Annotated in this window: 8 protein-coding genes; 5 read left to right on the top strand and 3 right to left on the bottom strand. The window is 55.2% G+C overall.

Annotated features, from left to right (window positions below):
• The first annotated feature begins 117 nt into the window (after positions 1-117).
• The 5 genes from ABLX76_RS19080 to mkrJ all read left to right on the top strand — a co-directional run bounded on the left by ABLX76_RS19080 (position 118) and on the right by mkrJ (position 4883).
• The gene (locus ABLX76_RS19080; protein WP_348875080.1) at positions 118-1347 is read left to right on the top strand and encodes an amino acid permease; all 1230 of its coding nucleotides are present in this window, start codon (positions 118-120) and stop codon (positions 1345-1347) included.
• Between the two features lie 120 nt (positions 1348-1467).
• The gene (locus ABLX76_RS19075; protein ID WP_087824512.1) at positions 1468-2346 is read left to right on the top strand and encodes an aldo/keto reductase family oxidoreductase; all 879 of its coding nucleotides are present in this window, start codon (positions 1468-1470) and stop codon (positions 2344-2346) included.
• 382 nt (positions 2347-2728) lie between these two features.
• Positions 2729-3433 carry a transcriptional activator MrkH gene (gene mrkH / locus ABLX76_RS19070; RefSeq protein WP_065882123.1) on the top strand — a complete coding sequence of 235 codons (705 nt, stop codon included), beginning with the start codon at positions 2729-2731 and terminating at the stop codon, positions 3431-3433.
• Positions 3434-3450: 17 nt separating this feature from the next.
• Positions 3451-4023, top strand: a complete 573-nt coding sequence (locus ABLX76_RS19065) for a LuxR C-terminal-related transcriptional regulator (protein ID WP_023290927.1) — start codon at positions 3451-3453, stop codon at positions 4021-4023.
• 143 nt (positions 4024-4166) lie between these two features.
• On the top strand, positions 4167-4883 hold the full coding sequence (mkrJ, locus tag ABLX76_RS19060; protein ID WP_023290928.1) for a phosphodiesterase MrkJ: 717 nt from the start codon (positions 4167-4169) through the stop codon (positions 4881-4883).
• A 33-nt stretch (positions 4884-4916) separates the two neighbouring features.
• Here the strand turns inward: mkrJ and mrkF are convergent, their stop codons facing one another.
• Genes mrkF through mrkC form a run of 3 tightly spaced genes read right to left on the bottom strand, consistent with a single transcriptional unit; the run spans position 4917 to position 9038 of the window.
• The gene (gene mrkF, locus ABLX76_RS19055) at positions 4917-5552 is read right to left on the bottom strand and encodes a type 3 fimbria minor subunit MrkF (RefSeq protein WP_023290929.1); all 636 of its coding nucleotides are present in this window, start codon (positions 5550-5552) and stop codon (positions 4917-4919) included.
• Positions 5553-5565: 13 nt separating this feature from the next.
• Positions 5566-6561, bottom strand: a complete 996-nt coding sequence (mrkD, locus tag ABLX76_RS19050; RefSeq protein WP_023290930.1) for a type 3 fimbria adhesin subunit MrkD — start codon at positions 6559-6561, stop codon at positions 5566-5568.
• Positions 6552-9038, bottom strand: a complete 2487-nt coding sequence (gene mrkC, locus ABLX76_RS19045) for a type 3 fimbria usher protein MrkC (RefSeq protein ID WP_348875078.1) — start codon at positions 9036-9038, stop codon at positions 6552-6554. The genes mrkD and mrkC overlap by 10 nt, the downstream gene beginning before the upstream one ends.
• Positions 9039-9042 lie beyond the last annotated feature (4 nt).

Below are 9042 nucleotides of genomic sequence, written 5' to 3'. Positions count from 1 at the left end.
GGCGGATCCTTCGCGATCCGCCGCGACTTTATCACCAAAAACTATCGCAACAGATGAACCATAAATATGGTAAATTGCACTCCTTTTTTTTGGTTTGACGGTTGATAAAGTCGCATAATGTCTAAAATTTGGTCTAAAGAAGAAACTCTATGGAGTTTTGCCTTATATGGCACTGCAGTAGGCGCTGGGACGCTATTTCTACCGATCCAGCTGGGTTCGGCTGGCGCCATCGTCCTTTTCATCACCGCGCTGGTCGCCTGGCCGCTCACCTACTGGCCTCACAAAGCGCTGAGCCAGTTTATTCTCTCGGCCAATATCGCGCCGGGAACCGGGATCACCGGCGCAGTCAATCACTACTGTGGTAAGAAAATTGGCAACCTGATCACCGGCCTCTATTTCCTCGCCTTCTTTGTGGTCGTGCTGATCTACGCCGTGGCCATCACCAACTCGCTGGCCGAGCAGGTGGCGCATCACACGCCGATGACGCCTGCGCTACGCGCGCTGCTGAGTCTTGGCGTGGTGCTGGTCCTTAACCTGATCTTTCTCATGGGCCGGCAGATCACCATCAAGGTGATGGGCTTTCTGGTCTTCCCGCTCATCGCCTGCTTTCTGTTTCTCTCCCTCTATTTAATCCGCGACTGGCATCCGGAACATCTCACCAGCCAGATGCAGTTCAGCTCGCAGACGCTCCACCAGGTCTGGATCTCCATACCCGTGATGGTTTTCGCTTTTAGCCATACGCCGATCATCTCGACTTTTGCTATCGACCAGCAGGAGAAACACGGCGACCTGGCCATGGGTAAATGCAAAAAAATCATGAAGGTGGCCTACACCATCATCTGCGCCAGCGTGCTGTTTTTCGTCTTCAGCTGCCTGCTGGCTATCCCGGCGACCTATATTGAGACCGCCCGCGATCAGGGGGTGACTATCCTCTCCGCCCTGTCGATGGTGCCGGGCGCGCCGGGCTGGCTGGCGGTGACCGGCATTATCGTCGCCGTGGTCGCCATGTCGAAATCCTTTCTCGGCACCTACTTCGGGGTCATTGAAGGCGCCAGCGAAATCGTCAAAAGCTCGCTGGGCCTGATGGGCGTGCGCAAGAGCCGCGCCTTCAACCGCGCGATGTCGATCATGCTGGTCTCCGCCTTCACCTTTGCGGTGTGCTTTATCAACCCGAATGCGATCTCAATGATCTACGCCATCAGCGGACCGCTTATCGCCATGATCCTGTTTATCATGCCCACGCTGTCAACCTGGCTTATCCCGGCGCTGAAGCCGTATCGCTCGGTGGGGAACGCCATCACTCTGGTGGTCGGCCTGCTCTGCGTCTCCGTGATGTTCTTCGGCTAAACCGCCTCCGGCGACAGCGGCTTGCCTGAGCCGCTGTCGCACATTCTGACAACATTCTCGTCCTTCCCTTCCTTGTGAGCGCATTACACTTACGGCTTAGCCACCGTGAGGAGAGTTCCTATGTCCAGTGTCACCTTATCCGGTCGCGGCACGCTCGGCGATCGCCAGGTCTATCGGTTGGGTTACGGCGCCATGCAACTGGCCGGCCCCGGCGTCTTCGGCCCGCCGAAAGATCCTGAAGAAGCGGTGCGCGTGCTGCAGGCCGCCGTCGAAGCTGGGGTAAACCATATCGATACTTCGGATTTCTATGGCCCCCATGTGACCAATCAGCTGATCCGCAAAGCGCTTCACCCCTACCCCGACGATCTGTGCATTGTCACCAAGGTCAGCGCCCGCCGTGACGAGAAAGGCAACTGGCTGCCGGCCATGTCGCCCGCTGAACTGACCCAGGCCGTCGAGGACAATTTGCGTCACCTGGGGCTCGACGTGCTGGAGGTGGTGAACCTGCGCAGTATGCTGAGCCCCCACGGCCCGGTGGAGGGGTCGCTGGAGGCGCCGCTCGCCACCCTGCTGGAGCTGAAGGCGCGAGGGTTGATCCGCCATATTGGCCTTAGCAACGTGACGGCAAAGCAGGTGGCGGATGCGCAGAAAATGACGCCTATCGTCTGCGTGCAAAACCTCTATAACATTGCCCATCGCGCCGACGACGCGCTGGTGGATGCGCTGGCCGCCCAGCACATCGCCTGGGTCCCCTTCTTCCCGCTGGGCGGTTTTACCCCGCTGCAGGCGCAGGAGCTGAACGAGGTCGCGGCCTCGCTTGAGGCGACGCCGATGCAGGTCGCCCTCGCCTGGCTACTCCAGCGCGCGCCCAATATTCTGCTGATCCCCGGCACCTCATCCCGCACGCACCTGGCGGAAAATATTGCCGCCGCCGGGCTGGTTCTGCCAGCGGATGCGCTACGCATCCTGGATAATATCGCCAATCGCACGCATCCCTGACCCCTCAGGCCAAATGGAGGGAACGACTTCCCTCCTCAATATTTGCCTGGAAAAACCTCAATACTGCTGGCACTATAGATCCTACAAATGGGGCATGATCGACGATCGTTTTCTCATTATCCCCGTTAATTAAACTTAAGTTTTTTTCCTTCAACCGGTCTCCAGCTTGGAGGCCGTTGTCGTTTTTGTCATGACCAAAATTTGAAACTCTTGATTACAGGAAACACAATATCGAATTCCAAGTTTATACATATCAATCTGGCTGCAAAGATAGTCAATAACATCAAACGCTCATAAAAACATCTGATTAACCCAATCAGAATGTTGCTATTGCTATAAGAAAAATCAAACGCCTCACGACAACTATTTACAAGGGAAGCCTATGACAGAGGGAACGATAAAGACCAGTAAGTATGAAATTATTGCTATTTTCAGAGAGGAGTTGCGCAAACGTACTGAAATTGAAATATTTTTTAACAACACCAGTATCATAACCCAACTGACGCGCGTGGACTTTGCCGAGTTCCATATTCAGACCCATCGCAAAATCCCACCGGGTCATAAAATTCGTTTTCTACTGCATAGCGATTCAGGGAAAATAGAGTTTAATGCAGCCCTGACAAAACATGACAATAGCGGTGTCGATAAAGGTATCCGCTACGCCTTTTCCTTGCCTGAATGCCTGCAGGTCGTGCAGCGTCGCCGCGATCCCCGCTTTCGTTTACGCCATGAGCATGACTTTTATTGCCGCGGGCGCCATAAAAATGGCGAAAACTATCTTTTCGACATCAAAGACATTTCGGACGGCGGTTGCGCGCTGATGACCAAAACGCCGAACCTGAAATTTCTCAGTCATAACGCATTGCTGAAAAATGCCGTACTGATGCTGGCGGAATATGGCGAGATCACCATCGACCTGGTGGTAAAAAATGTCATTATTATCACCCTCGACAATCCCAATGAAGAGAACGAAAGCTACTATCAGATATCCTGCCAGTTTAAGTTCCGTCATCTCGACGACCAGCGCAGAATAGAGAAGATTCTGCTGGACCTGATCTTAGAAGCCAAGCGCAAAAAGAGAATCTGATACCCTTGGAAAGTATATTGCTGTACACCAATGATAATCTCATTGGTCACTCAATCTATCACTACCTTATTGATAGTCATGAAAATGCCACCCGTTTTGGCTATGACGATGTTATCCAGAGAAAACATCTGCCTGTGGCCCAAACGGTTATTTTCAATTTAATTAATAAGGATATTTCTGCCATCAGAATCCTTGATCTGCTGAATGCGCTCCGCCTTTCCCTGCAGCGCTGCCAGCAGCCGGTGCTGATGGTAAAAAGCGACATTGCCGGGCTATGCCGAGAGTTGATAACTGTCGATAATGCCATGATTATTAGCGAAAACTCACCGCTATCTATGTTTACTTCCATTATCCAGCGCGCGAAGGGCGCCAGCGAACCGCCGCCGCGACGATTGCGCAAACAGCTGTCGCCGCGGGAGTGCCAGATCCTCGAACTGCTGATTGCCAACAATAATAATAAGCGTATTGCCGCCCTGCTCGGCATTGCCCATAAAACGGTCCACAGCCATCGTATCCATATCATGCAAAAGCTGGGCATTGATAATTCCCGCACGATGAACCAGCGTATTGCCGCCCTTCATCAATGTTAAATTTTACAGCGGTAAATCAATAGCGGATAAAGCGTACTTATTCGCTGTTGATTTACATTTCCTGCCATTCCCATTAACCATCAGGTAGCCTATAATTAGACTATCCTCTGCTTATTGTCTGACTAACCTCGTGAAGAGGGATAATGAACACTAAAATATTCGAAGACAACATTTTATCTCGTAATGATATCGCTGTACGCTACGTCTTTCAGAAAATGTTTTCCCCACAAGGTACCTTAGTCGCAGTTGAATGCTTAAGCCGCTTCGATAATCTTCCCGTTTCGCCAGAATATTTTTTCCGCCATGCCACCGCGGCGGTTCGTGAACGTATTTTTCTCGAGCAACTGGCGTTGATTGAACAGCATAAAGCATGGTTTTTACGTAACCATATTTCCGCCACCATTAACGTCGATGACCATATCCTGAATCTGCTACGCCAGAAGGAAATAAAAGAGAAAATTGCCGCCCTGACCTGCGTCCATTTTGAAGTAACCGAAAACGCCGAGAAGCTTCTGAATAATTCCCTCGCCGCCTGGCAAAGCCCGCAGGATACCTCGCTGTGGCTCGACGACTTCGGCTCTGGCTACGCGGGGATAAACGCCATCAGCGGTTATCATTTTGACTATGTCAAAATTGATAAAGATTTTTTCTGGCATCTGATGCGCAAAGAGTCCGGCCGTCAGCTGATGGATGCGCTGGTCACCTTTTTATCCCGCAATCATCACAACGTGATTATTGAAGGCGTGGAAAGCGAAGCCCATAAAAAATGGCTGCAGGGTATGGAGTGGTTTGCTATTCAGGGGCATTACTGGCAGGAAGTCAGCATTGAACAGCTGGTTGCCGACGATATTGTCATATAAAAAAGCCGGGCTTGCCCGGCTTTTTCGTCTCGCTTAATTATAAACTAATTCCCACGTTGCCCAGCTGGTAATTGGCCCGCTGGTGGCGCTTTTCGGCGTCGGCGAAACGTAGCCCACATAATAGGTGAACAGACCGCCGCTGACCGCGCTTTCCTGCAAATGCACCTGATTTTGCTGCGGGTCCGCAGGGACAATTTTATTACTCTTATCCAGCGTATTATTATCATTGGTCGACAGCGCCAGATAAATATTCTGCGCTCCGTCTGGCAAGGTATTGGCCAGATAGCCCGCGTTCTCATTGCCGACCGCCGTCAGTAAAAAACCGTCGACCCAGCGAACGCTGACCCGCCGCACCTCGTCCTGCGAGGCGGCGCCGCCGTCATGACGCAGCTGGCAATTTGACAGCGCCAGGGTAAAAGGCTGCGGCTTCATAAACGCGCCGGCCCCGCGATCGTGCACTTCCGCCAGGCTGACCGGCGCCAGCCAGACGTTGCCGCTGCCGGCATGCTGGCCGCCATTGAGCGCGACGCTGCAGGAAATATCCGTCACCCGCCCGGCAAAATCGACCCGTCCGCGATCATAATTGGTCTCGAAACCCCACGCCGAGGGGGCAGCGAGGCTGCCGCAGAGCAGCAGCCACGCGATAGTATGTTTCGGCAATCCCTTCATTCCCCCTCCCGTATTAATCGTACGTCAGGTTAAAGATCATATGCGACTCCACCTCGCCGGTGCTGGTCGTCGGGCCATACTGATAAAAGCGCGCGTGCAGCGGGATGGTGATGTAGCGAGTCTCCTGATTATTCAAGCGGCCAACGGTATATTTCTTATTAAACTGCAGCGGGGATCCATCCTTCAGCACCTGGATGCCGACGCCTTTCGCCATCCCGCTGCCGGCCTTTTCATTCAGCAAGGCGCCCATAGTGGCGGTGGTACTGGTCGCCAGGGTGCCGGAAAAAGAGGTGCTGATGTTGGCATATCCCGTTTCACTCAGGCCGCCGCTGCACTGCAGATCGATATTAAAATCCTTCCCGCCCGCGGTGGTGCCCACCCCTTTCAGGTCAGTGCGTCTGATGGCGCCCACATCAACATTCATATTTTTCCCGCTCAGTACCGAACAGGAGGGCGAGACCACGGTGATCGCATTGGCGCTCAGATAGGTTTCGAGGATCGGGTTGCCGCCGCTCTCCCAGTCATAGGAGGTGTATTTTCCCGCCGCGAGGGTGCCGCTGCCGGTGGTTGCCGCGGTTTTGATAATCTCCAGCGTAAAACGTGACCCTTCAAGGGAATAGTTGGTGGTGTTATACACCCGGGACGAATAGACGTCGGGATAGACGATATTCACCGTCGCGCCGCCGCGGCTGAAACGCATACCAATCCCCGGCACGTTGGTGGAATAAATTTTATTCCCAAGATCGGTGGCCCCTGGCGAGACGATCTTCGCCGCGAAGCGGTTGGTGCCGGAGGTACAGCGATAGCTCGCCCCGCCCGGGGCGCTCATCGTCCAGTCGCGGGTGAGGATCACCGAGCCCACCGGCAGATCCGGGGGCACCACCACCCTGCCCACCACCATGTCCAGCATCACCGTTGGCGAAGAGAGACGCGTACAGACGGCCCAGGACGAGGTGGTGCCCAGCGCCATTAAGACGATAAAAAGCGTCAGTAATTTCCTCAGCGACATACGCTATCCTTTGTTGTTTGCTGTCCCAGATCCACCGAACACTGCCCGCCGCTCCACTTCACAATCGCGCGTTTGGCGTTCGCATCGCTGATGAACATCATGCTGCCCTGACCGACGACGCCGATCTCCTTGCCGTCGGGGGAGAAAATACTCGCCGCGAACGGCAGCGGCTCATGGTTCGCCTGGCGCGCCTGCAGGGTGAGGTTGTTCTGCACCGTGGTGCCGAACGCCACCTTAACCACGCTGCCTTCCCACGGCACAACCTGCGCCACGGTGCGATCGAAGGCCACGTCGTCATGGCTGCCTTTCGGGTCGATCTCGACGGCGTTGATCCGGTACGGGCGCAGATACGGCAGGATGGCGTAACCGTTGCTGTCCACGCGGGTGCCCGGCGATCCCGGGAGCATGGCGCCGGCCGCGTCTTTGGCTTCAATCAGCGCCATCGTCGAGCCGCTTTCCGGCGAGAGCACCACGCCGCCGCTGTGGGCGATCATCGTCCCGCTGGCGCCAATGCCGCTCTGACGATACCCTTCGCCCTGGCTGTAGCTGCCGTTGAGGGTGGTCCATGGCGTACGGTAGCTGCCGTTGAGCGCCACATCGTGCTGACCGCCGGTGGCGGTGGTGGTCGACACGCCGTAGTTAAGGTTGTTTTCACTGTCCAGCGAGCCGTTGATACCAATCTGCGAGCTGGCAAAGCGCGAGTTGTTGAACGAGGTGTTCGACGTCAGGTTGGCGGTGCGGTTATCGCCAAACCACAGCGGGTAGCTGAAGTTGAGTGAAATGCGATCGTCGCGGCGATGGCCGGAGCTGTCCGGGGTATAGACGCGCTGGGCGCTCGCCGACCAGGAGAGACGACCAAACGAATTGTTGTAGCTGACCTGATACTGCTTCTCGGTCCCGGAGCGGTTCCAGTAATCGGAAATACGACCGCTGAGATAAAACCCGCCCCAGCCTTCCGGGAGGTTCTGGTTCACCGTGAAGGTCATGCCATTTTTTTGCCGCCACAGCGTATAGTTGCTGCGGCTGTTTTTTTCCTGATCGACGGCGTACAGCGCATCGTTGAGGTTGTAATAACCTTTCGTCGAGTAGCGATACGCCGCCAGCACGATGCTGGTCTGGGTATCGGTGAACATGCGGTTAAAGGTGGCGCGATAGCTCTGCCCCGAGTCATCATGGGTATCGCTCTTCAGCCGCGAATGGGTGACGTCAAAAGAGAGCGCGCCGATCCCGGTGTTCATCCCGGTGCCCACCAGGAAGGCCTGATAGTCGTCAAAGCCGGTGACCCCGGTGTAGCCGGTCAGCAGGTTATTGATCCCATACTGCCAGGTCGCCTGATAGAGCATCGGCTTGTTGCGTAGCCCGCTGTCGTCCACTTTACCGGCGGAGAGCGCGTAGCGGGTCATGCCCGGACGCAGCAGCTGAGCAACGGAGGCGTAAGGCACGCTGAACACTTCCACCGAGCCATCCGCCTCTTTTACCGAGACTTCAAGATCGCTGCCATAGCCGGATGGATAGACATCCTGCAGGGTAAACGGCCCCGGCGGAACGGTGGTCTGATAGATAATGTTGCTACCCTGACGCACGGTGACGAGGGCGTTGCTCTGCGCCACGCCGCGAATTTCCGGGGCATAGGAGCGCATGCCGTCCGGGAACATATTGTCATCAGTGGCGAGGTTGACCCCACGCAGACCGATGGTGTCGAAAAATTCGCCATTGGTAAAGATCTGCCCCCCGCTGACGATGGAGTTGATCTGCGGGATCGGCCGCTGGAGATAGGTCTGGTTGCTGTTCCAGTGCGCTTTACCCTGCTGCTGCTGCCAGTTCAGGTTACCGATATGCTTCAGCAGCCAGCCGTCCCACGACAGACCGGCGTTGACGCCAAGGTAGGCGCTGCTGTTATCCGACCCGCCGACCGAAGAGGTGTGGCTGTTCCAGGCGTTGGCCATCCAGCCAAGATTAAGCGCGGTAATGCCTTTGTCCCAGAACTCCGGGCTGACATAGTTTTTCAGGCGTTGATCTTCATAAATCTGCGGCACTGAAATGTTCAACCGCAGGGAGGACTGGACCAGGTTGTCTTTGACGTTGTCTTCGTTGCGCCAGGATTTGAGGCTACCGCAATAGCCTTCCTGTTCGCTCAGCTGCGGGTTGAGCTTTTCCGCCGCGATGCCGTACTGGGTCAGCATCGCTTTGGTGTAGCAGACCCCAAGGTTACCGTCTTTGTCGCGCGCGATGCGCAGATCGTAGCGCCCTTTCCATTCGTCGTTGGTGTAGACGTCAAGGGAGTAAGTGCCTTCGGTAATCGCGCTGGTCGAGAAGCGTGACAGGTCGACCTTTTCGCGACTGCCGACAATAAAGCCGTCGTTAAATTGATATACCGTTCCCGGGTTTTCCTGTCCGCTGGAAAATGGCGGAAAGCAGCACAGCGCGATGGCGATCGCGGTGCTTAATCTTCCCGGGCAGAATGACCTCTGCTTCATTAGC

Source organism: Klebsiella sp. JB_Kp004 (assembly GCF_040065795.1).
In the GTDB taxonomy this organism is placed as follows: domain Bacteria; phylum Pseudomonadota; class Gammaproteobacteria; order Enterobacterales; family Enterobacteriaceae; genus Klebsiella; species Klebsiella quasipneumoniae.
This window is presented reverse-complemented; position numbering and strand designations above follow the sequence as displayed.